Annotated in this window: 17 protein-coding genes and 1 tRNA gene; 6 read left to right on the top strand and 12 right to left on the bottom strand. The window is 71.8% G+C overall.

The annotated features are described in order from the left end of the window. Window positions 1–31: 31 nt before the first annotated feature. The 7 genes from ACFULQ_RS42020 to ACFULQ_RS41990 form a co-directional block, all read right to left on the bottom strand. Window positions 32–724: an LPXTG cell wall anchor domain-containing protein gene (locus ACFULQ_RS42020; RefSeq protein WP_383555044.1), complete on the bottom strand. Its 693-nt coding sequence runs from the start codon at window positions 722–724 to the stop codon at window positions 32–34. 135 nt (window positions 725–859) lie between these two features. Further along, complete coding sequence (locus tag ACFULQ_RS42015) at window positions 860–1,375, bottom strand: hypothetical protein (protein ID WP_383555041.1); 516 nt, start codon at window positions 1,373–1,375, stop codon at window positions 860–862. A 41-nt stretch (window positions 1,376–1,416) separates the two neighbouring features. Further along, window positions 1,417–2,019 carry an aminoacyl-tRNA hydrolase gene (gene pth / locus ACFULQ_RS42010; protein WP_383555039.1) on the bottom strand — a complete coding sequence of 201 codons (603 nt, stop codon included), beginning with the start codon at window positions 2,017–2,019 and terminating at the stop codon, window positions 1,417–1,419. A 73-nt stretch (window positions 2,020–2,092) separates the two neighbouring features. Then, a complete protein-coding gene (locus tag ACFULQ_RS42005; RefSeq protein WP_383555037.1) occupies window positions 2,093–2,686 on the bottom strand; it encodes a 50S ribosomal protein L25/general stress protein Ctc in 594 nt (197 codons plus the stop codon). 199 nt (window positions 2,687–2,885) lie between these two features. Beyond that, complete coding sequence (locus ACFULQ_RS42000) at window positions 2,886–3,866, bottom strand: ribose-phosphate diphosphokinase (protein WP_383555034.1); 981 nt, start codon at window positions 3,864–3,866, stop codon at window positions 2,886–2,888. A gap of 76 nt (window positions 3,867–3,942) precedes the next feature. After that, entirely contained in the window at window positions 3,943–5,391 is a 1,449-nt protein-coding gene (gene glmU, locus ACFULQ_RS41995) for a bifunctional UDP-N-acetylglucosamine diphosphorylase/glucosamine-1-phosphate N-acetyltransferase GlmU (RefSeq protein WP_383555031.1), read from the bottom strand. A 115-nt stretch (window positions 5,392–5,506) separates the two neighbouring features. Then, window positions 5,507–5,578, bottom strand: a tRNA-Gln gene (locus tag ACFULQ_RS41990). A gap of 229 nt (window positions 5,579–5,807) precedes the next feature. Here ACFULQ_RS41990 and ACFULQ_RS41985 point away from each other — a divergent pair. Continuing rightward, window positions 5,808–7,115 carry a sensor histidine kinase gene (locus ACFULQ_RS41985; RefSeq protein ID WP_383555028.1) on the top strand — a complete coding sequence of 436 codons (1,308 nt, stop codon included), beginning with the start codon at window positions 5,808–5,810 and terminating at the stop codon, window positions 7,113–7,115. Window positions 7,116–7,271: 156 nt separating this feature from the next. Here ACFULQ_RS41985 and ACFULQ_RS41980 read toward each other — a convergent pair whose 3' ends face one another. Next, window positions 7,272–7,766, bottom strand: a complete 495-nt coding sequence (locus tag ACFULQ_RS41980; RefSeq protein ID WP_383555025.1) for an SUKH-3 domain-containing protein — start codon at window positions 7,764–7,766, stop codon at window positions 7,272–7,274. A 204-nt stretch (window positions 7,767–7,970) separates the two neighbouring features. Beyond that, a complete protein-coding gene (locus ACFULQ_RS41975; RefSeq protein WP_383555022.1) occupies window positions 7,971–8,534 on the bottom strand; it encodes a YwqJ-related putative deaminase in 564 nt (187 codons plus the stop codon). 335 nt (window positions 8,535–8,869) lie between these two features. Between ACFULQ_RS41975 and ACFULQ_RS41970 the strand changes: the two genes are divergently transcribed. From ACFULQ_RS41970 to ACFULQ_RS41960, 3 genes are all read left to right on the top strand, one after another. Next, window positions 8,870–9,865, top strand: a complete 996-nt coding sequence (locus ACFULQ_RS41970) for an SMI1/KNR4 family protein (protein ID WP_356460488.1) — start codon at window positions 8,870–8,872, stop codon at window positions 9,863–9,865. 9 nt (window positions 9,866–9,874) lie between these two features. Then, window positions 9,875–13,030, top strand: a complete 3,156-nt coding sequence (locus ACFULQ_RS41965; protein ID WP_383555019.1) for an SUKH-4 family immunity protein — start codon at window positions 9,875–9,877, stop codon at window positions 13,028–13,030. A gap of 215 nt (window positions 13,031–13,245) precedes the next feature. Then, window positions 13,246–14,133: a cellulose-binding protein gene (locus tag ACFULQ_RS41960; RefSeq protein WP_383555017.1), complete on the top strand. Its 888-nt coding sequence runs from the start codon at window positions 13,246–13,248 to the stop codon at window positions 14,131–14,133. 170 nt (window positions 14,134–14,303) lie between these two features. Here ACFULQ_RS41960 and ACFULQ_RS41955 read toward each other — a convergent pair whose 3' ends face one another. The 3 genes from ACFULQ_RS41955 to ACFULQ_RS41945 all read right to left on the bottom strand — a co-directional run bounded on the left by ACFULQ_RS41955 (window position 14,304) and on the right by ACFULQ_RS41945 (window position 18,412). Next, complete coding sequence (locus ACFULQ_RS41955) at window positions 14,304–15,914, bottom strand: cation acetate symporter (protein ID WP_383555015.1); 1,611 nt, start codon at window positions 15,912–15,914, stop codon at window positions 14,304–14,306. After that, complete coding sequence (locus tag ACFULQ_RS41950) at window positions 15,911–16,318, bottom strand: DUF485 domain-containing protein (protein ID WP_383555012.1); 408 nt, start codon at window positions 16,316–16,318, stop codon at window positions 15,911–15,913. The genes ACFULQ_RS41955 and ACFULQ_RS41950 overlap by 4 nt, the downstream gene beginning before the upstream one ends. A gap of 594 nt (window positions 16,319–16,912) precedes the next feature. Beyond that, a complete protein-coding gene (locus ACFULQ_RS41945; protein WP_383555010.1) occupies window positions 16,913–18,412 on the bottom strand; it encodes an MFS transporter in 1,500 nt (499 codons plus the stop codon). 425 nt (window positions 18,413–18,837) lie between these two features. On the opposite strand from ACFULQ_RS41945, the gene ACFULQ_RS41940 reads away from it, so the two are divergent. Together ACFULQ_RS41940 and ACFULQ_RS41935 are read left to right on the top strand one after the other, a co-directional pair. Then, window positions 18,838–19,626 (top strand): ABC transporter ATP-binding protein, encoded by a 789-nt coding sequence (locus ACFULQ_RS41940; protein WP_383555007.1) that lies wholly within the window; start codon window positions 18,838–18,840, stop codon window positions 19,624–19,626. Beyond that, entirely contained in the window at window positions 19,623–22,202 is a 2,580-nt protein-coding gene (locus ACFULQ_RS41935) for an ABC transporter permease (RefSeq protein WP_383555004.1), read from the top strand. Before ACFULQ_RS41940 ends, ACFULQ_RS41935 begins: the two co-directional genes overlap by 4 nt. Window positions 22,203–22,232: the final 30 nt, after the last annotated feature.

The following is a 22,232-nucleotide window of genomic DNA, read 5'->3' as shown; positions in this document are numbered from 1 at the left end:
GTCCCGGGGGCACCGCCTTTTCTCCGGTACGTCAGGCCCGGCGCCGCCTGACGACGAGGTAACCGCCCGCCGCCACCAGCGCCGCGGAGACCCCCGCGAGCAGGCCCACGGGAGCGCTGTTGCCGGTCTCGGCGAGGTCACCGGTGGAACCCTGCGCGGAGGCGGAGGAGGAGGCCGACGCGGAGGCTCCGGCCTCGGTGGACTCGCTGGGCTCGCCGCTGGGCCCGGAGCCGGGCTCGACGGTGGCCGAGGCGGACGGGGTGGCGGTGGCCGACCCGGTGGGCGTGGCCGTACCGCCGCCACCGCCCTGCTCGTCCTCGCAGTCCGTCCAGAACACCTTGTGCTTGGCGGCCGCGGAGTTCTGGCCCTCGAAGGTCCAGAACAGCTTGTAGTGCCCGTCCGGCAGGGACAGGTCGTCCGTACGGCCGTGGCCGGCGGAGTCCAGCGTGATCGCGCCGGACTTCACGGTCTTGCCCTTGACGTGGGCCGTGGGCGCCCAGGCCTCGATGTGCCAGTCGACCTCCTGGGCGGCGTCGAAGCCGAAGGCGTCGAGGTAGAAGGTGCACACGTGCGGCTCGTTCTTGCGGAGCTCTTCGCCGGTGGTGGCGTCGTGGATCTTCACGGTGCCGTTGTCGCCGGGCGGGGTGGCGTGGGCGGCCGGAGCGACGAGGAAGGCCGCCGTGGCGACGGCGGACAGGACGCCGGCGCGGCTGAGGGTACGCATGGGGCAGTCATCCATCTTCGAGAGTGAACGGGAAGATGTGGAGGGGGCGGCTCAGCTTGCTGCTGTGACTGACCTCTGGTCAATCACGAACAGGCAACACTCAACTCCTCCACAGAAAGGGAGCCGCGAACCCTCTCAGACCGTTGCGAAAGCAGCCGTGAGCAGTGCGATCCCGGAGCCCGCCAGCACCCATGCGAACCGGGTCCGGCGCAGGCCGCCCGCCACGACCACCGACGCGAGCAGCAGGGCCCCGCCCATCGGCACCCAGGAATAGAGCACTCCGGCCGGTCCGGACCGTACGACCTCGTCGCTGCCGGGCTTCACCACGACCTCGTAGGTCCGGCCCTTGCGCACCGCCACCGTCTTCTCGATGTCGACCCGCTCCCGCGCCACGGACCCGTGCGACAACGGCGTGTACGGCCCGCTGCACACGTCCTCCGCGCAGCGCGCCACCTCGATCGTGCCGCGCTCGCGCCCCTTGGTGAGCATCACGTACTGCGCACTGCCCCAGGACGCCCACACCCCGGCGATCAGGATCACCACCACGACCGTGCCCGTCGACGCGAGCCGGCCGAACCGCAGGGCGGCGGTGGAGGTCCGGCGGGCGGCTCGGTGGGAGGTGGCGGCGACGGCAGGCATGGCCGGGATCATTGGCCATGGGATCACCGGAAGTCAATGCGGGCCAGGTGGGGCTAGGAGTTGTACGTGCTCTGCGCCCGTTCCAACCCCTCGGTCACCAGCGCCTCCACCGCGTCGGCGGCCCGGTCCACGAAGTAGTCCAGCTCCTTGCGCTCGCTGGACGAGAAGTCCTTCAGCACGAAGTCCGCCACCTGCATCCGGCCCGGCGGGCGCCCGATCCCGAACCGCACCCGGTGGTAGTCCGCGCCGAACGCCTTCGTCATCGACTTCAGTCCGTTGTGGCCGTTGTCCCCGCCGCCGAGCTTGAGCCGCAGGACGCCGTAGTCGATGTCGAGCTCGTCGTGGATCGCCACGATGTTGGCGACCGGCACCTTGTAGAAGTCCTTGAGCGCGTTCACCGGCCCGCCGGACAGGTTCATGAACGACATCGGCTTCGCCAGGATCACCCGCCGGTTCGCCGGCCCGGGCGGTCCGATCCGGCCCTCGACGACCTGCGCCTGCGCCTTCCCGGCCCGCTTGAACCGGCCCCCGATCCGCTCGGCCAGCAGATCGGCCACCATGAAGCCGACGTTGTGCCGGTTGGCGGCGTACTCGGGTCCCGGGTTGCCGAGGCCCACGATCAGCCAGGGCTCGCTGGCAGGGGTGGTCACGTCCATGTCTCCTCACGTGCAACAGCCGCCGCCCCCCTGAGGGAGCAGCGGCTGGAGCTTATACGGCGAGCGCTCGGGCTCAGGCCTCGGCGGCCTCGTCGCCCTCGGCCTCTTCGCCCTCGGACTCCTCGGCCTGCGCGGCCAGCACCTGGAGGACGACCGCGTCCTCCTCGACGGCCAGCGTGGTGCCGTTCGGGAGCTTGATGTCCTTGGCGAGGACGGAGGCGCCGGCCTCCAGGCCCTCGACGGACACGGTGACCGACTCGGGGATGTGGGTGGCCTCGGCCTCGACCGGCAGGGCGTTCAGGACGTGCTCGAGCAGGTTGCCGCCGGGGGCCAGCTCGCCCTCGGTGTGGACCGGGATCTCGACCGTGACCTTCTCGCCGCGCTTGACGATCAGCAGGTCGACGTGCTCCAGGAAGCCCTTGATCGGGTCGCGCTGCACGGACTTCGGGATCGCCAGCTCGTTGGTCTTGCCGTCGATGTCCAGGGAGATCAGGACGTTCGGCGTGCGCAGCGCGAGCAGCAGGTCGTGGCCCGGGAGGGTCAGGTGGACGGGGTCGCCACCGTGGCCGTAGAGAACGCCGGGGACCTTGGAGTCACGGCGGATGCGGCGGGCGGCGCCCTTGCCGAACTCGGAACGGGTCTCGGCGGAGATCTTGACCTCGGACATGCGGATCACTCCTCGTAGAAATAGCGACGGACGTGGTCACCCGGCCACGAACGGCCTGCTACGAAGAGCGCGTCGATAACGGATCGCCGTATCCATGGATACGGCCTCCCTCGCCGAGCAACTGGGGCAGTCTACTCGGCCAGGAAGGCCGCAGAAAAATCGATCATGCAGAAGCGTTTTTACGGCTTCACATGCGCTGTCACTGCTCGTCGAACAGGCTCGTCACCGACCCGTCCTCGAACACCTCGCGCACCGCGCTCGCGATCGTCGGCGCGATCGACAGCACCTTGATCTTGTCCAGGTCGCGGGAGAGCTCGCCCGGCGTCGGCAGGGTGTTGGTGAACACGAACTCGCTCACCCGGGAGTTCTTCAGCCGGTCCGCGGCCGGGCCGGACAGCACACCGTGGGTGGCCGTCACGATGACGTCCTCCGCGCCGTGCGCGAACAGCGCGTCCGCGGCGGCGCAGATGGTGCCACCGGTGTCGATCATGTCGTCGACCAGGACGCACACGCGGCCCTTGACCTCACCCACGACCTCGTGGACGGTCACCTGGTTCGCCACGTCCTTGTCGCGCCGCTTGTGCACGATCGCCAGCGGCGCGCCCAGCCGGTCGCACCAGCGGTCCGCGACCCGTACCCGGCCGGCGTCCGGCGAGACCACCGTGAGCTTGGCCCGGTCGACCTTCCGGCCCACGTAGTCCGCCAGCAACGGCAGCGCGAACAGGTGGTCCACGGGGCCGTCGAAGAAGCCCTGGATCTGGTCGGTGTGCAGATCGACGGTCAGGATGCGGTCGGCGCCGGCCGTCTTCATCAGGTCCGCGATCAGCCGCGCCGAGATCGGCTCACGGCCGCGGTGCTTCTTGTCCTGGCGCGCATAGCCGTAGAACGGCACGATCACGGTGATGGAGCGGGCCGACGCGCGCTTCAGGGCGTCGATCATGATCAGCTGCTCCATGATCCACTGGTTGATCGGAGCCGTGTGGCTCTGGATCACGAAGCAGTCCGCGCCGCGCGCCGATTCCTGGTAGCGGACGTAGATCTCGCCGTTCGCGAAGTCGAAGGCCTTGGTCGGGACGACCCCGACACCCAGCTGCTCGGCGACCTCCTCGGCAAGCTCGGGGTGGGCGCGGCCGGAGAAGAACATCATCTTCTTCTCGCCGGTCGTCTTGATCCCGGTCACAGCTGTCTCCTCAGAGGTGTCTACAGCGGGGTGTGCACTTATCACGGTACGACGACTTTGGCGCACCTGTTTCCGGTCAGCTCTCGCGCTCATGCTGGCCAGAGGCCGCTTCGGCGGCCTTCGCCGCCGCGCTCCCCGGGCGCTTTCGGGCCACCCAGCCCTCGATATTCCGCTGCTGGCCACGGGCCACGGCCAGTGAACCGGGCGGCACGTCCTTCGTGATCACGGACCCCGCCGCGGTGTACGCGCCGTCCCCGACCGTGACAGGAGCCACAAACATGTTGTCGGAACCCGTGCGGCAGTGCGACCCGACGGTGGTGTGGTGTTTGTCCTGTCCGTCGTAGTTCACGAAGACGCTGGCGGCACCGATATTGCTGTACTCACCGATGGTGGCGTCACCGACGTAGGACAGGTGCGGCACCTTGCTGCCCTCACCGATCTGCGCGTTCTTCGTCTCGACGTACGTCCCGATCTTGCCCTTGGCGCCCAGCCGGGTGCCGGGACGCAGATAGGCGAACGGCCCGACGGACGCCTGGTCGCCGATGCGGGAGCTGAAGGCGACGGTGTTGTCCACGCGCGCCCCCGCCCCGACGTGCGTGTCCGTGAGCCGGCTGTTGGGCCCCACCTCGGCGCCCTCACCGACGTGGGTGGAGCCGTGCAGCTGGGTGCCGGGGTGGACGACGGCGTCCTGGCCGAAGGTGACGGTCACGTCGACCCAGGTGGTGGCCGGGTCGATCACGGTGACGCCGGAGAGCATCGCGTGGGTCAGCAGCCGGTCGTTGAGGATGCGCCGGGCCTCGGAGAGCTGCACCCGGTTGTTGATCCCGGCGATCTCGCGGTGGTCGGCGGCGACGGCGGCGCCGACCCGGTGGCCGGCCTCACGGAGGATGCCGAGGACGTCCGTCAGGTACTCCTCGCCCTGCGAGTTGTCGGTGCGGACCTTGCCGAGCGCGTCGGCGAGCAGCTGCCCGTCGAAGGCGAACACCCCGGAGTTGATCTCCCGGACGGCCCGCTGCGCCTCGGAGGCGTCCTTGTGCTCGACGATCGCGGTCACGGCACCGGAGGCGGGGTCCCGCACGATCCGCCCGTACCCCGTCGCGTCCGGCACCTCGGCGCTCAGCACGGTGACCGCGTTGCCGTCCGAGGAGTGCGTGGCGGCAAGGGTGTTGAGGGTCTCGCCGGTCAGCAGCGGGGTGTCCCCGCACACCACGACGACGGTCCCGTCGACGGAGCCCCCCAGCTCCTCCAGGGCCATCCGTACGGCGTGCCCGGTGCCGTTCTGCTGCGCCTGCACGGCGGTTCGTACGTCGGCGTCGGTGTCGGCGAGATGAGCGACGACCTTCTCGCGCGCGTGCCCCACCACCACGACGAGGTTCTCGGGGTCCAACTCACGCGCCGCGGCGAGCACATGACCCACGAGACTGCGACCGCACAGCTCGTGCAGGACCTTGGGTGTGGCCGACTTCATACGGGTGCCCTCACCCGCTGCGAGAACGACGACGGCTGCCGGGCGAATGGCGCTCACGGGATGCCCTTCGGCTGTGGAGGGGGTGGGGTGACATCCGCAGGATACCGGGGCGTTTCTTATGGGACATGAGAGCGGGCCCTGACAGTGCTGTCAGGGCCCGTACGTGCGGCGGCTCCCCCGCCAGGACTCGAACCCGGACAAATGGCACCAAAAGCCACGGTGCTGCCAATTACACCACGGGGGATCAAACTTGGCCGGACCGGACAATTAGTCGGGTGGCCGAGTGGCGCCTCCTACTATGCCGTACCACCGGCCCTCGACGCGACGGTGTAGATCGGCGCGCTCGCGCACGCACCACCTGTTTCCGCAGCCCCTGCCGGTCGGCCGCGTGGTCGACCGGTCACTCCAAGTGGTGTGAACCAGTCGCCGAAAGTCACCGGAAATCCGGCACGTGGCGCCCGTAGGCTGGAGGCATGACCACGACGGGGGAAGACTCCACCACGGCTCAGCAGGGGCCGTGGTGGTGGGTGCGGTGGCGAAGTGCGGTACTGGACGCCGGTCTGGCGGTGGCGTCCGCGGTGGAGTGCGCGTTCGAGGGGATCCGGTTCGCGAAGGACGCCGGGATCCCGATGGCCGCGGGGATCGTGTTCGGGGTGCTGGCCGGATCGGTCCTTGTCTTCCGGCGGAAGTGGCCGATCGCCGTGGTGCTGGTGAGCATCGCGATCACGCCCGCCCAGATGGGCTATCTGATGGGCATCGTCGGCCTCTACACCCTCGCCGCCTCCGAGCTGCCGCGCCGGATCATCGGCTCGCTGGCCGGGATGTCCCTGGTCGGCATGCTGATCGTGATGTTCGTGCGGGTGCGCCAGGACATGGCGCACGGCGAACTGGACCTGGGGGACTGGTTCGTCCCCTTCGCGTCGATCACCACCGCGATCGGGATGACCGCGCCGCCGCTGCTGCTCGGTCTGTACGTGGGCGCGCGGCGCCGGCTCATGGAGAGTCTGCGCGAGCGGGCCGACAGCCTGGAGCGGGAGCTCCAGCTGCTGGCCGAGCGGGCCGAGGAGCGCGCGGAGTGGGCGCGGAACGAGGAACGGACCCGGATCGCCCGGGAGATGCACGACGTCGTGGCGCACCGGGTGAGCCTGATGGTCGTGCATGCCGCCGCCCTCCAGGCCGTTGCCCGCAAGGACCCTGAGAAGGCCGTCAAGAACGCGGCGCTGGTGGGGGACATGGGGCGCCAGGCGCTCACCGAGCTCCGGGAGATGCTCGGGGTGCTGCGCAGCGGGGACGGCTTCGGCCGGCGCGAGCGCAGCGCGGTGCCGCTGATCGCGGTGGGCGTGGCGGCGGCGGCCGCGGCCACGGGGGTCGTGGAGGAGGCCGACGGGCCGTGTCTGGACGACCTGGACGCGCTGGTCGGGCAGTCGGCGGCGGCCGGGATGGTCGTGGACCTGTCCGTCGAGGGGGAGGTGCGGTCGTACGCCGCGGAGATCGAGCAGACGGCGTTCCGGGTGGTGCAGGAGGCGTTGACGAACGTCCACAAGCACGCGGCGGGCGCGAAGACGCACGTACGTCTCGCGCACCGGGTGTCGGAGATCGCGATGCAGGTGGAGAACGAACCGCCGCCGGAGGTCCCGTCACCGGCCTCGGCCCGTCTGCCCTCGGGCGGCAACGGCCTGGTGGGGATGAAGGAACGTGTCTCCGCGCTGGGCGGGGTGTTCGTGTCGGGGCCGACGGACGCGGGGGGTTTCCGGGTGTCGGCGGTGATTCCGGCGGCGTAGGGCCCGGTGGGGGGCGGCGGTAGGCGCCGGTGGGGGGCGGCCCGTAGGCCCCGGTGGGGGTCAGTCCGTGGGCCCGGGCGGGGGTCGGCTTGTAGGCCCGGGCGGGGGTCGGTCCGTACGCCCCGGTGCGGGTCGGTCTGTAGGCCCCCGTGCGGGTCAGCTCGCGGTGAGGCGGGCCGGTTCGATGCCGGCGAGGAGGCCGGCCAGGGCCTGGTCGATGTCCGGGCCGAGGTACCAGTCGCCGGTGTGGTCGAGGGCGTAGACCCGGCCCTCGGTGTCGATGGCCAGCAGTGCCTGGGTGTCGGTCTCGGCGCCGAGAGGGCAGACCTCGGTGTCCAGCGCGCGGCCCAGGTCGGCGAGGGTGCGGGCCATGTGGAGGCCGTGCAGCGGGTCGAGGTGGAGGTGGGCGGGGGCGACCTGCCGGCCGGGGCCGGTGGGGGCCAGGCGCAGCCCGCCGAACTCCGCCCAGGCCTCGACCGCGGCGGGGAACACGGCATGCCGGTGTCCGGCCGGTGAGGTGTGCTCGCGCAGGGTGTCGGCCCAGATCTCGGCCTGCTTTATGTCCCAGCGCCCGGGCAGCCAGCCGGCGGCACGCAGGACGGTGTCCACAGGGACGGGGAAGCGGGTGCTGTTGGTGCGGTCGGGGTGCATCTGCCCTTCGCGTTCGTCGAGGTCATGGAGGGGCGCCGGGGTGGAGCGGGGCGCCGTTGTGCGGTGAGCGGGGGGTGGCGGCTTGTGGGGTGTCGCTGTGGGCTTTCGCGGGTCGGGGGCTTGCGGGGTGGTGTCGTGCGGGGTGCGCGGGCGGGCGGGGTGGTGTCGTGCGGGTGTACGGGTCGTGCGGTGGGGGGTGGGGTGTCAGTCGCCGTCCGTCGTCGGGTCGACGATGCGTACGCCGAAGTGGGCGCTCAGGGCCGTGCAGGCGCGGCAGGGGGCGGCGAAGCTGCCGTGCAGCGGGTCGCCGTCCTCCCGGATGCGGCGGGCCGTGAGCTTGGCCTGCTTCAGGGCGCGGCGGGCCTCGCCGTTGGTCATGGGCTTGCGCGCGGCGCGCTTGCCGCGGGCGGCGTCGGCGGCGGCGAGGTGCCGGGATATGAGCATGGTCTCGGCACAGCGGCCGGTGAAGCGGTCGCGCCGGTCGCTGCCGAGGGTGTCGAGGAAGTCCTGGACGAGCGGGTGGAGTTGCGGCGCCTCGTCGCCGCGCGCGGCCGTCGAGGTGAGCGTGGCGCCGCGGACGGAGAGGGCGGCGGCGACGGTGGGCAGTATGCCGTCGCGGCGGTGGTGGAGGGCGGGCGCGTGCGGTCTCTCGGCGCTGCTCCAGCCGATGCGGGGATCGCCGCCGAGGCCCGTGTGCGGATGGCCGTTCGTGCCGGCCGGGGCGCCGTGGTGCGGCCCTGTGTGCGGTCCCGTCTGCGTCGTGTTCATGATCGTCATCCCCTCCCGAGCATCCCCCCGGACGTCACAGACTGCCAAACGGCGGGGCTGGTGCGGAAGCTGGGGCGGTACGACACGCCCGGGTTCGACCGCGCTGTCACGACGGGGTGACGGCTGGTCACGGAAGCGGAGGAGGGCTGACCGGTGCCCGGTGACCGGTGTCGTCGTACCGCATAGGCTGTTCGCACCGCGATCCAAGTGGTCGCCGCGATGCACGCGGTTGACGCGTGGAGACGGACGAGACAGTCGATACGGTGCGTGACGGCCCCGCCTTGTGGACGGGGGCCGCCGCGGGCCGTACCAGAGCGCCGCAGGGGGCTTCAGCGATGACGACAGGTCGGCTCGGGCAGAAAGCCGCGCCGCCGAACGCGGCCTATGCCGGGCAGGTCGTGCATTTCCCGGATCCGGTCCGGGCCGCGCGTCATCCCAGAGGGGTACGGGTGGACGAGCGCGGCTACCCCGACTTCTCGCCCTACGCGCGCGCCGCCGCCGAGATCGCCGAGCCGCCGGAGGGCTTCGGGGTCGACGAACTGCGGCTGACGGACTACGTGTCGGCGAACGCGGCGCTCGCGGCGACCGGTCACGACCTGTGGGACACCGTGCCGGCGGTGGCGACACCGCACGGCTGGACCTGGCACCACGTGGTGGGCTCGCGCCGGCTCGAACTGGTCCCGGTCGAGGTGAAGGCGCTGCTGCGGCACCACGGCGGGATCGCGACGACGCGCGTCGACCAGAACAAGCGCGGGACCCGGCCGCTCCAGGAGACCCGTCCGGCGCACTTCGGGCTGCCGAAGTCGTCGGTGGCGGTGACCGAGTCGCAGGTGCTGGGGGTCGAGGAGGACCTCGGCTACCGGCTGCCGGGCGCGTACCGGTCGTTCCTGAAGGCGGCGGGCGGGTCCGCGCCGGTGGGGGCGGCGCTGGACGCGGAGTTGGGGCTGCTGGTGGACCAGCCGTTCTTCACCGTGCGGGACGAGGCGGCGGTCAACGACCTCGTCTACGTCAACAAGTGCCTGCGCGACCACCTCACCAAGGACTACCTCGGCGTCGGCTTCGTCCAGGGCGGACTGCTGGCCGTGAAGGTGAAGGGCGAGGAGATCGGTTCGGTCTGGTTCTGCGCCTACGACGACGCCCGCGACGCCGATCCCTCGCTGCCGCCGGCCGAGCGGGTACGGCGGCTGCTGCTGCCGTGCGGTGCGGACTTCGACGTGTTCCTGTCCCGACTGGCCGGGAATCCACCGGAGTTGGAGACGGTGGCGAACCTGATGGTGGACGGCGGCTTCGCGCGGTCCGTTCCGGTGTCTTCTTCCGTGTCGGGGGAGTGAGCTTCAGCGATGGTGACGTTCGCGCAGGCGCAGGAGCGCGCGGAAGAGTGGATCAACGGGGACGTGCCGGCGTATCAGCACCGTGAGGTGCGGGTGCGGGAGTTCGACCTCGGGTTCGTGGTGTGGGCCGAGGACCGGGCGGACGGCCCGCGCTCCGACGGCGGCGCCCAGCGGCTGGTGATCGCCCGGGACAGCGGGGAGGCCACGCTGTGGCCCGCGCTGCCGGTGGGCGAACTGATCCGGCGCTACGAGGAGGAGTACGGCCGGGACGCCGGGCCGGAGGACGCGGCGCCGACGCCGCCGGCCCGGGTCGACCTGAACCAGACGTCGTTCCTGCTGACGCCGCCGGAGTGGTTGCAGGACGCGGCGGACAAGCTGGGGATCGGGGAGCGGGGGGGCGCCGGCGACTCCGGCTCCGGTGACGGGGCTGCTGCCGCCGACGGCGCGCGCGTGGCTTCCGAGGCCCGCCCGTGGACCGGGACCGACACCAACGGGGTCGACTCCGGCTCCGGCGACCGGGCTGCCTCTGCCGGCGGCGGGGGCGTGGCTTCCGAGGCCCGCCCGTGGACCGGGACCGACACCAACGGCGGCGAGGACCTGTCCGTGGCGCTGCCCGACACGGTGTTCTCGTCACCGGGCAACGGCCCCGAGGACGCGCTTCCGCCTCCGCCGGAGGTCTCGGACGAGGTGAGCTCCGGGCCTGGTGGGGCGGCGTACGGCTATCCCCAGACGGTGGCTGGACCTGGGGCGTCGGCCCCGCCCGCGCCTTCGAGGGCGTCTTCGTACGGGTATCCGCAGGGGGCGGGTGGGCCCGGTGGGCCTGGGCCCGGTACGCCTGCGCCCGGTGCCACCGGGCCCGGTACAGCTTCGCCTGCGCCGAGTGGGCAGGACTATGGATATCCGCCGGCTCCGGGTGCGCCGGGGGCTGGTGGGGTGACTTCCGCTCCCGCCGAGGGGTCTTCGTACGGGTATCCGCAGGGGCCCCGGGGTGGGGCCGGAGCGGCTCAGCCGTCGGGGGGTCCTGGTGCTCCGGGGCCTGCGCCGAGTGCCGGGGACATCGCCGATCTCGCGACCAGCAAGTTGGCGCCTCCGGGACGTGGTGCGCAGGGCGGGGGCTCGACTCCGCCGCCTCCGCCGGGTGCTCCGGGGGTGCCCGGCGCGCCGGCGCCCGCTGCGGGTGGTGGGTACGTGCCTACGCAGTTCGTGTCGGCGCCGGGCATGGAGGGGCCCTCGGGCACGGGCTCCGGCAACGGGCCCACTCCGCCGCCGCCTCCGCCGGGAGCGCAGGGATACCCCGGTGCTCAGGGGGGACCGGCCGCGTTCCCGAGCGCTCCCGGGGTGCCGGGTTCGCCCGGTGCGCCTGGCGGTCCGGGGGCTCCTGGGGCCCCGGCGGCTCCGAACACGGCCGGTGGCCCGGCGTTCCCTGGTGCCCCGAGCGCCACCGGCGGTCCCGGGTCCTCCGCTGCTCCGAGCGCCTCTGGTGGTCCGGCGTTCCCCGGTGCTCCGAGCGCCACCGGCGGTCCGGGGTCTCCCGGTGCCCCGAGCGCCCCCGGCGGTCCCGGGTCCTCCGGTGCTCCGAGCGCCTCTGGCGGTCCGGCGTTCCCTGGTGCTCCGAGCGCGCCGGGTGCGCCGAACACGCCTGGTGGACCGGGTGCGCCTGGAGCACCCGGTGGCCCGGCGTTCCCCCATGCCCCCGCGGCTCCGAACGCGTCCGGTGGTCCGGCGTTCCCCAACGCCCCGGCGGCACCGAACGCGACCCCCGGGTCTGCGTTCCCCCATGCCCCAGGTGCTCCCGGCACTCCCGGTGCGCCCGGTACACAGCGATTCCCCGGTGCTCCGGGTACTTCGGGCGCGCCCGGTGCTCCCGGCACCCCCGGTCCGCCCCCGCCGCCCAACGCCCCCGGTGTCCCGGGCGGTTCGCACGGGACCGTGCACCACGCCGAGACGGTGCTGTCCGCATCCCCGCCCGGCGCCCCCGGCGTATCCGCGCCACCCCCCGCTCCCGGCGCCCCCGGCGTATCCGCGCCACCCCCCGCCCCGGGCGCCCCCCAGCCCATCCCGCCCGGCGCAACCCCGCCCCCGCCTCCAGGAGTCGTAGGAGCCGTCGCACCCCCCGGCACCGTCCCTCCGCCTCCGCCTCCGCCCTCGCCCTCCGGGCCGGCCCCGGCCTACGGTTACCCCCAGCAGTCGCAGCCCACCGTCGGTCCCGGCTATCAGGCCGTGTTGCGGTACCGCGCGCAGGACGGGTCGGAGCAGCAGCTGATCCGGCGTTCCGCGCCGGGGACGCCGCATCCGGAGTGGCAGATCTTCCACGAGCTGCGCGGCATGAACGTGCCGCCGGACCAGGTGCTGGAGCTGCACACCGAGTTGGAGTCCTGCGAGCTGCCGGGGGCGTACTGCGCGCGGATGATCCGGGAGCAGTGGCCGCAGGCCAGGATCACGAGCATCGCGCCCTACGGCACGGACCACGCCAGCCGTCAGCAGGGCATGCAGCAACTGCTGGCCCACCAGGGCGAGTTGCACCAGGTGGCGGACGGCCCCGCCCGCCCGGCACCGGTGCGCGCCCCGCTGCCCCCGGTCCAGGCCGCGCCCCCGATCCCCCCGGAGGGCGTCGCCCAGGAACTCGGAGCCGCGTTCGGTCCGGGCATCTTCCGGTTCGAGCAGATCGCGGTGGACCGCCAGGGCGTGCCGCCGGTCGTCGCGCACTCGCTCGTCGTGGCGGGACTGCCCTTGGACATGGGCCCGTTCTTCTGGGCGCAGGCCCAGCCGGGGCGCCCGGTGCCGACACTGGCGGAACTCGCCGCCGAACGAGGCGTGCGGCCGGCCTCCGACGCGGGCTCGTACCTCGTCATGGGCAGCGACTTCGGCAAGGCGATCTGTGTGCAGTACGGGACGGCGAACATCGTCGCCGTCCCCGTGGAGTCGGGCCCGGGCGGCGCACCCGTACCGCCGCAGTTCGTGAACACCGGCCTGCCGGAGTTCCAGCGCTGCCTGGCGCTGCTCGGCCGGATGTGGCGGCTGCGCTTCGGCCTGAACCAGGAGCAGGCCGGCCGCTGGACCGTCGACTTCCAGGCCCAGCTGGCCTCGCTCGACCCGGCGGCGCTGAGTTCGCCGGAGAGCTGGTGGTCGGTGCTGCTGGAGGAGATGTGGGACGGGCTGCTGTGACGCTCCGCAGCCGCTGATCCCCGCGCGCGGGAGAGGGCCGGATCCGGGTCGTACGACCGGGTCCGGCCCTCTTGTGCGGGCCCGCTGACCGTGGCCTGTCCGCCGGTCTGTCCGCGGAGTGTCGCGTTATGAACATTTCCGTCCGATACATCAAGATGTGCGCGAAATCATCATTTCGTGTCCGTTCGGGTTGTTTCGGCGGAGAGGGTTCCAGGATGACCAGCGCACCGGTGTCGCCCCAGGGGTTCGTGGCCGTACGGGGGCGTGGTTACTGCCCCGAACAGGTCGACGCGTTCGCCGCCGCCCTGTCCCGGGACCGCGACGCCGCGTGGGAACGCGCCGCGCGGCTCACCGTGCTCGCCCGGGACATGGCGGAGGAGGCGGTCCGGCTGCGGGAGGTCGTGGCGGAGCTCGCCCCGCAGACGTACGAGTCGCTCGGCGAGGGCGCCCGACGCCTGTTCGAGCTGGGGCAGGAGGAGGCCGCGGCCGTCAGGGATCGCGCCCGGCAGGAGGCGCGGCGGATCGCGGACGAGGCGGGGGCGCACGCGGGCGCCGTACGGGATGCCGCGCAGGCGTACGCCGACACCGTGCGCTCCGAGGCCGAGGAACGCGCCCGGCACCGGCTGCTCGCCGCCCGCGCCGAGGCCGACGAGATCCGTATCGCCGCCCGGCGCGAGGTGAAGGAGGGGCGCGGGGAGGCGCTCGCCGCGTTGCGCGAGGTACGGCAGCGCACCATCGGGATGCTCGCCGAACAGGCCAAGGAGCACGCGGAACGGTGGGCCGAGGTGGAGCGCGCCGAGGAGAGGCGGGCCGCCGGAGGGGACGCACGGGGCGCCGAACGGGTGACGCGCGCACAGGAGGCGCTGTCGGAGGCGAAACGGGAGTTCGCGGCGGCGGAGGCGTCGGTGCAGGAGAGCGAGGAGGAGGCACACGCGCGTGCGGCCGAGATCCTCGCCGCGGCGCGCGCCGAGGAGGAGCGCATCGCCGGGGAGACGGAACGGGTCCTGCGCGAGCACCGGGCGTGCTGGGACGACGTACAGGCGCAGATGGACCAGGTGCGCAGCAGCTTGACGGCGCTGACGGGGAGGGCGGCGATGGAGTGAGGGGACGTCGGGCCGTCGTACGGCTGCGGGTGAGTGGGGGCTGGTCGCGCGGTTCCCCGCGTCCCTGAAGGAACTCGACCGAACCCGCTCAAGGGGCGCGGGGCCGTGACATCAGCGGCTCCGCCGCGGGGCGCGAGCAACCACGAACCACCCGCAGCCGTACGACAGCCTCAGTCCCCCCTCCTGACCGCCCCCGCCAGGATCCACCCCTCCACGGCCTCGTACTGCGCCCGCTGCTCCTCCGACCTCCGGCGCCCGGAGATGATCGTCCCCAGCCAGCCGAAGGCGAAGCCCGCCGGGATCGAGATGAGCCCGGTCGTCGTGAACGGCAGCCAGTTGAAGTCGGCTGCGGGGAACGCGGACACCGGTGACCCCGACACCAGGTTCGTGCCCGGCATCAGCGCCAGCACGGTCACCGTGCCGCCGATCAGTGTGCACAGCAGGCCCATCCGCGTGTAGCGCCGCCAGAAGAGGCTGAACACCAGGGCGGGGGCGAGGGCGGACGCGCCGACGCAGAAGGACAGGATCACCAGCGGCTGGAGGGTGCGGTGCTGGATCAGCGTCGCGAGGAAGATCGTGGGGATGCCGACCGCCAGCGCCGAGACACGGGCCACCAGGATCTCCCGGTGCGCCGGCACCGGCCGCGCCCGCGTCGCGAACACGTCGTGCGCGAGGGAGTTGGCGCAGGCGAGGATCATGCCGGCGACGGAGGCCAGCAGGGTGAGGAAGAGGGCCGTGGTGACCGCGGTGAAGAGAAACGTCTCCCCGGTGGACACCTCCGGGCCGAACGCCGCCCGCGACCCCAGCAGGTACGCCGTGTTGCCCTGCGGATCCGCCTCCGCGATCACCTCCCGCCCGATCATCGCCGTCGCGCCGACCCCGACGACCGTGATGACGACGACGAACACGGCCACCGACGACACCGCCCAGGACATCGAACGCCGTACCTGACGCGCGCTGGAGGCGGTGTACATGCGCATGGTGACGTGCGGCAGACACGCCCCGCCGATGACGACCGCGAGCTGTGAGGTGATCATGTCGAGGCGCGGATACGGCCCGCCCGCGAACTCCAGGCCCGAGTTGAGGAAGTCCTGACCGACCCCGCTCTGCCGGGCCGCGGTGTCGAACAGTGCCCCCGGGTCCCAGGAGAACCGGTTCATGACGAGGACGGCGACCACGGCCCCCGACCCGAGCAGCATGACCATCTTCAGGATCTGGATGAGCGCGGTGCCCTTCATGCCGCCGATGGCCGCGTAGCTGATCATCAGCATGCCGAGCCCGATGATGAACCCGGTCTTCAGCGAGTCGCCGTCGAACCCCAGGATGAACGCCAGCAGTTGGCCCGCGCCGGCGAGCTGCACCAGCATCAGCGGCAGCAGTGCGGCGAGGGTGACCAGGCAGGCGGCGATGCGCACGGGGCGTCCCGGCATCCGGCGCGCGAAGGCGTCGCCCATGGTGAACCGGCCCGCGTTGCGCAGGGGTTCGGCCAGCAGGAACATCAGCAGCATCAGCGACAGGGCGGTGCTGAGGGCCAGGACGACACCGTCGTAGCCGAAGAGGGCGATGACCCCGCCGGTGCCGAGGACGGTCGCGGCGGAGATGTAGTCGCCCGCGATGGCGAGGCCGTTGCGCATGGGGGACAGCGAGCTGTAGCCGGTGTAGAACTCGTCGAGGTCGTCGCGGTCCGGGCCGGTCATCACGCAGAGCAGCAGGGTGAGGGTGGCGACGGCGGAGAACGCCACCAGGCTCATCGCCTGTGCGGAGTCGCTGAAGCCGGTCATCGGGTTGCCGCCCCTCGTCTGGCGTCCACTTCGGACTGTTTGCGGATGCGGTCGGCGAGCGGGTCGACGGAGCGGCGCGCGGTGTGCTCGTACAGGGCGATCGCGAGCCAGGTGACGGGGAGTTGGAGCAGGGCGAGGAGCAGGCCGGTGGGCAGGCCGTCGGTGAGGGCGCTCGCCATGAAGGACGGCGCGTAGGCGGACAGCACCAGGAAGAGCGTGAAGTAGCCGAGCGCGGTGAAAGTGGCGGTGCGGCGCTGTCGGCGGTAGGCGCCGCGCAGGACCCGCAGATCGCTGTGGTGGCCGATCGGGGAGCGGTGGCGCGGGGGCCGCGGTGCGGGTTCGGGTGGCGGTTCGGGGGGTTGCCAGGGATAGGTGGGATACGGCTGGGAGCGGTCGTAGGACATCCCGGGGCTCCTTGCGTGGCTCGGGTCCAGTGCGGTGGACCGCAGGGAGTTGGGGGGTGGACGGGGGAGCGGAGCCCCGCACGTTACCCGCCGGTTCAGAGTTGTACAGCCCTTTCACCAAACTGATCGGTCGGTATGCGCTTACTTCTCTGACCTGCGGTGTTACCCCCGTTAACTCAGACTTTTGACCATACCGGAGCGTGCTCGGCCGCCTACGGCAGGTGCACGGAGGCCATGCGCGGCGCGGCGAGGAGAGGGGGGATCCGATCGGTGTCTGCCGTCCGGGGCGGTGCTCGGCGGGGCGCCGAGGTGCCGCCGCCACTCGCACCTGCGACCCGCCACTCGCACCCGCGACCTGCCGCCGCGCGCGTTTCGATCGCCCGCCGCCCGTCGCGCGCGGTCACCGTCACCTCCCGTGCCGCCGCACCGAAGTTGTAGGCGTCGACGGCCATTCGTGAGGCCCGCCGGGGGCCTTCACGCGCGTGCGTGCGCAGGTCGGGTGTGCGGGGGCCTGGGACGCCGTCGCGGCATCGCGGGCGTGGGGGTGCGATGTCGTACGGCGTCCGCACCGCCCCAGTTCTACGGGCGCCCCGGTTACTGCTCCTTGAGGACCGGGAAGCGGCGCGGGGCCAGTGTCAGCAGGACCACGAACGCCAGTGCCGCCGCTCCCGCCGCTCCCAGGTACACCGCGTGGACCGCGTCGGCGATGGCTCGCCGTACGGGTTCGGAGCCGGTTCCCGCGTCCAACGCGCGCGTGACCGAGTCCAGGTCGCTCGCGCTGCCGAGGCGGGTCGCCAGGACGCCGTTGGCCACCGCGCCGAAGAGCGCCGCGCCCACCGTCTGGCCGGTCTGGCGGCAGAACAGGACGGACGCGGTCGTCGTGCCGCGTTCCGCCCAGCCGACCGTCGACTGGACCCCGACGATCAGCGGGAGTTGGAACAGGCCCAGCGCGCCGCCCAGGAGCAGCATCAGCAGGGTGGGCTGCCAGGCCGCGCCCGGGTAGGGGAGGAAGGGGAACGCGAAGAGGATCAGGGCGGCCGAACCGATGCCCAGCATCGCGGTGTTGCGGAAGCCGACGCGCCGGTACACATGCTGGCTCAGCGCCGCCGACACCGGCCAGCTCAACGTCCAGACGGACAGCACGAATCCGGCGGCGACCGGGGTGAGGCCGAGTACCGACTGGGCGTACGTCGGCAGGAAGACCGTAGGGGCCACCATGAGCAGACCCAGCGCGCCGAGCGCCAGGTTCACCGCGGCGATGGTCCTGCGGCGCCACACCCAGCCCGGGATGATCGGCTCGGCCGCCCGCCGCTCGATCAGGACCACGACGGCCACCAGGGCGAGTCCCGCGCCGAACAGGCCCAGCGACGGCCCCGACAGCCACTCCCACGCCACCCCGCCCTGCACGAGCGCCGTCAGCAGGACGCCCCCGCACGCGAACACCGCGAGCGCGCCCGCCCAGTCGACACGCGCGCGCGTGGCGGCCTTTTCGCGTGCCGGCTCCCGCAGATGACGCACGATCAGCCACAACGCCACCGCGCCTATGGGGAGGTTGACCAGGAAGATCCACCGCCAGTCGGCGTAGGCGGCGAGGACCCCGCCGACCCCCGGCCCCGCGACCGCGGCCACCGCCCACACGGTGGACAACTTGGCCTGGATCTTCGGGCGTTCCCTGAGCGGGTAGAGGTCCGCGGCGAGCGTCTGGACCGTCCCCTGGAGCGCGCCGCCGCCGAGCCCCTGCACGACCCGGAAGGCGATCAGCGCGCCCATGTTCCAGGCCACCGCGCACAGCAGCGAGCCGAGCAGGAACACCGCCGCGCCCACCACCAGCACCGGCTTGCGGCCGAAGGTGTCGGACAGCTTGCCGTACACCGGCAGCGTCACCGTCACGGCCAGCAGATAGCCCGAGAACAGCCAGGAGAAGACCGAGAAGCCGCCGAGGTCGCCGACGATCTGCGGGACCGCCGTGGAGACGATGGTGGAGTCCAGGGCCGCGAGGGCCATCGCGAGCATCAGGGCCGCCACGACGGGCCCGCGTCGGTGCGTGGAGACGGGCCGCGCGGACTCGCCGACGGCCGGCCTGGTGTCGTCCACCCGGATTCCTTCCCCCTGCATCTATCTGCCGGAGGACAGCTTCCCACTTGACCCGCACGTCACGGCAGGGTGCAGCCTGGCCGCACCCGCGGGTGGAGCCGTACCCCTAGATCATCTCCACCTGTCGGTGGACGGCCCCTAGGGGTACCTCCCTCCTACGGCTCGGGGAGGGTTCGTACCCCCGGAGGAGGAGAAGGGCCACGGTCCGTCCTTAACCTGGCTTTACGCCGCTGGGGAGCGGTGGGGGAGGGGCCGCAGGATCGACGGGGGTGGGGTTTTCCCCCGTAGAAGAGGGTGCTGAGCACCAGCGCGCCGGACCGCCCCGCGGGACCAGACTGAACACCGTAATCGAGCAACCGCACCGATCGCCCAGCTGATCGGCTGTTCCATCGCTGTTTCTTGCTGACCGACATAGGAGACATACCGTGACATCGGCTGTGACCATCACCAGGCACGGGGGCACTGGCGGGCGTACGGCCGTTGCCGCGCGAGCGCGGCAGGTCGTCAAGGCGTACGGGTCCGGCGAGACCCGCGTCGTCGCCCTTGACCATGTGGACGTGGACATCGCACGCGGACAGTTCACCGCGATCATGGGCCCCTCGGGGTCCGGCAAGTCCACCCTCATGCACTGCCTCGCCGGACTCGACACCGTGACGAGCGGTCAGATCTACCTGGACGAGACCGAGATCACCGGCCTGAAGGACAAGAAGCTCACGCGGCTGCGCCGGGACCGGGTCGGGTTCATCTTCCAGGCGTTCAACCTGCTCCCGACGCTCAACGCGCTCGAGAACATCACGCTGCCCATGGACATCGCCGGGCGCAAGCCCGACAAGCAGTGGCTCGCACGGGTCGTCGACACCGTGGGGCTGGGTCAGCGGCTCAAGCACCGGCCCACCCAGCTCTCCGGCGGCCAGCAGCAGCGCGTCGCCGTGGCCCGCGCCCTGGCCGCCCGTCCCGAGATCATCTTCGGTGACGAGCCGACCGGAAACCTCGACTCACGCGCGGGTGCCGAGGTCCTGGGCTTCCTGCGCCGCTCCGTCGACGAGCTCGGGCAGACCATCGTGATCGTCACGCACGACCCGGTGGCCGCCTCGTACGCGGACCGGGTGCTGTACCTCGCCGACGGCCGGATCGTCGACGAGATGCTCAAGCCGACCGCCGAGGCCGTCCTCGACCGCATGAAGGACTTCGACGCCCGGGGGCGCACGTCATGACCGTCATGAAGACCTCGATGCGCAACTTCTTCGCGCACAAAGGACGCATGGCCCTGTCGGCCATCGCGGTCATGCTCTCGGTGGCCTTCGTCTGCGGGACGCTGGTGTTCACCGACACGATGTCCACCACCTTCGACAAGCTCTTCGCGGCCACCTCCTCGGACGTGACGGTGAGCGCCAAGGGCGCCTCCGACAGCGGCGAGACCACCTCCGGCAACGGCAAGCCGCCGGTCATGCCGGCCTCGGTGCTGACCAAGGTGCGCGAGGCACAGGGCGTCAAGTCGGCGGAGGGGACCGTCTTCTCGACCTCGGTGACCGTCGTGGACGCCGACAAGGACAACCTCTCGCCCTCCAGCGGCGCCCCGACCATCGTCGGCAGCTGGAACGGCAACGACGCCCGCACCATGAAGATCACCTCCGGTACGGCGCCGAAGAACGCCGGCCAGGTCATGGTCGACGCCGACACCGCCGACAAGCACCATCTGAAGCTCGGTGACGACATCGGCGTGATCAGCGCGGTCGGCACGCACCACGCGAAGATCTCCGGCATCGCCGACTTCCAGGTCACCAACCCCGGTGCCGCGATCTTCTACCTGGACACCAGGACCGCCCAGCGGACGCTGGTCGGCGAGCCGGACGTGTACACCAACGTCAACGTCACGGCCGCCTCCGGCGTCACCGACGCCCAGCTGAAGACCAACGTGGCCGCCGAGCTCGGCGGTGCCTACAAGGTGCAGACGGCCAAGGAGACCGCCGACGCCAACCAGAAGGACGTCGAGGGCTTCATGAACGTCATGAAGTACGCGATGCTCGGCTTCGCCGGGATCGCCTTCCTCGTCGGCATCTTCCTGATTATCAACACCTTCTCGATGCTGGTCGCGCAGCGCACCCGGGAGATCGGGCTGATGCGGGCCGTCGGCTCCTCCCGTGGACAGGTCAACCGCTCCGTGCTCGCCGAGGCGCTGCTGCTGGGCGTGTTCGGCTCGGCCCTCGGGGTCGGCGCGGGCGTCGGGCTCGCGGTCGGGCTGATGAAGCTCATGGGCTCCCTGGGCATGCATCTGTCGACCAGCGACCTGACGGTCGCCTGGACCACCCCGGTGGTCGGCCTGCTCCTCGGCGTGGTCGTCACCGTCCTCGCCGCCTGGCTGCCGGCCCGCCGCGCGGGCAAGGTCTCCCCGATGGCCGCCCTGCGGGACGCGGGCGCCCCGGCGGACGCCAGGGCGGGTGTCGTACGCGGTGTGCTGGGCGCTCTGCTGACCGCCGGCGGCGGCTGTGCGCTCTACCTGGCCGCCTCCGCCGACAAGGCCAAGGACGGCTCCCTGTGGCTCGGCCTCGGAGTGGTGCTCTCCCTGATCGGCTTCGTGGTGATCGGCCCGCTCCTCGCCGGTGGCGTGGTGCGCGTCCTGGGCGCGATCGTGCTCAGGGTGTTCGGTCCGGTCGGCCGCATGGCCGAGCGCAACGCCCTGCGCAACCCGCGCCGTACGGGAGCCACCGGCGCCGCCCTGATGATCGGCCTCGCGCTGGTCGCCTGCCTCTCGGTCGTCGGCTCGTCCATGGTCGCCTCGGCCACGGACCAGCTCGACAAGACGGTGGGCACGGACTTCATCATCCAGTCCGACAGCGGCCAGATGGTCACGCCGGCCGCCGTGAAGGCCGTCAAGGACACGCCCGGTCTCGCCCGGGTCACCGAGTACAAGATCACGGAGGCCGACTACACGACCCCCGACGGCAAGACGCTCAAGGACACCGACATCACCGCGGCCGACCCGACGTACGCGACCGACCTGCGCACCAAGACGGTCGCCGGGAACCTCGCCGACGCCTACAAGCCCGACTCGATGTCCGTCCACGAGAAGTTCGCCAAGGCGCACGGCATCCACCTGGGCTCGAAGATCAAGGTCGCCTTCAAGGACGGCGCGACCGCGAACCTCACGGTCCGGGCGATCACCAGCAGCGACGTCGTCATCGACGCGGGCTCCAAGTACACGTCGATCGCCACCCTCGCCAAGTACGTGCCGGCCGACAAGATGCCGCTCGACCAGCTGGTCTTCGCCTCGGCGAAGGAGGGGCAGACGGACGCCGCGTACAAGTCCCTGAAGTCGGCGCTGCACGACTACCCGCAGTACACCGTGCGCGACCAGACCGACTACAAGCAGGCGCTGAAGGACCAGATCGGCCAGCTCCTGAACATGATCTACGGCCTGCTGGCCCTCGCGATCATCGTCGCGATCCTGGGTGTCGTGAACACCCTGGCGCTCTCGGTGGTCGAGCGGACCCGGGAGATCGGCCTCATGCGGGCGATCGGCCTCTCGCGGCGCCAGCTGCGGCGGATGATCCGCATGGAGTCGGTGGTGATCGCCCTCTTCGGCGCACTGCTCGGCCTGGGCCTGGGCATGGGCTGGGGCGCCACCGCCCAGAAGCTCCTCGCCCTGGAGGGCCTGAAGGTCCTGGAGATCCCCTGGCCGACGATCATCGCGGTCTTCGTCGGCTCGGCCTTCGTGGGCCTGTTCGCCGCGCTGATCCCGGCGTTCCGGGCGGGCCGGATGAATGTGCTGAACGCGATCGCGACGGAGTAGGGGCCCGGGGGGGTGGGGGGATTCGGGGGA

Source organism: Streptomyces sp. NPDC057253, from assembly GCF_042669125.1.
Taxonomy (GTDB): Bacteria; Actinomycetota; Actinomycetes; order Streptomycetales; family Streptomycetaceae; genus Streptomyces.
The sequence above is the reverse complement of the archived record's forward strand: the minus strand, read 5'-3'. Positions and strand labels throughout refer to the sequence as shown.